Source organism: Clostridium sp. C105KSO13 (assembly GCF_001517425.1).
Taxonomy (GTDB): Bacteria; Bacillota; Clostridia; order Lachnospirales; family Lachnospiraceae; genus Muricomes.
The window spans coordinates 1-685 of sequence record NZ_FBWL01000036.1; the positions used below are offsets into that span (position 1 = coordinate 1).

The 685-nt window shown below is 34.9% G+C and carries 1 pseudogene; it reads left to right on the plus strand.

Annotated features, from left to right (window positions below):
- Positions 1-129: 129 nt before the first annotated feature.
- Positions 130-495: pseudogene (locus tag BN3456_RS00115) on the plus strand (reverse transcriptase domain-containing protein); the annotation flags it as partial.
- Between the last annotated feature and the right edge of the window lie 190 nt (positions 496-685).

The following is a 685-nucleotide window of genomic DNA, read 5'->3' on the forward strand; positions in this document are numbered from 1 at the left end:
TCTTGAATCCGTTCTTTCCATAAAGCTCTATTACCTTGATCCATTGTATAACCTCCTAAAGACATTTTAGGTTAATTTTACAGGATCTGCATGGAGATTACACGACGCTATCTTTTGAAGCACTTACGTATTATTTCTCCATTATTAGCAAATGTGGTGCTAAATGAATTAGACCATTGGGTTGAAAGCCAATGGCAAAATAGTCCTATTGTTATGGAAAATGGTAAAGAACGTATGATTAGGAATTCATTAGTCTTCGATAGAAGTCACGGTTACACTGTGATGAGAAGAACTGATCTAAAAGAAATGTATATAGTGAGGTATGCTGATGATTTTCGAATATTCTGTAGAAATAGGGAAGATGCTGAAAAGACAATGGTTGCTGTTACGAATTGGATTACGACAAGGTTAAAACTTGAAGTATCCCCAGAAAAGACAAGAATCGTAAATGTCCGTAAACGGTATTCAGAATTTCTTGGATTCAAAATAAAGGTAAGGATGGTGTTAGTATATAACTATGGACACGGAAAGTTGAACATTCTATAATATAATAAAGGAGTGTTCAATCATGGCAAAAAATCAAAAATCCTATACCCCTGAATTCAAGCAGCAGATTGTAGATCTGCGTAATAAAGCTGGTAAAGGTATCACAGAATTATCTAACGAATATGGCGTTCCAAAAGGC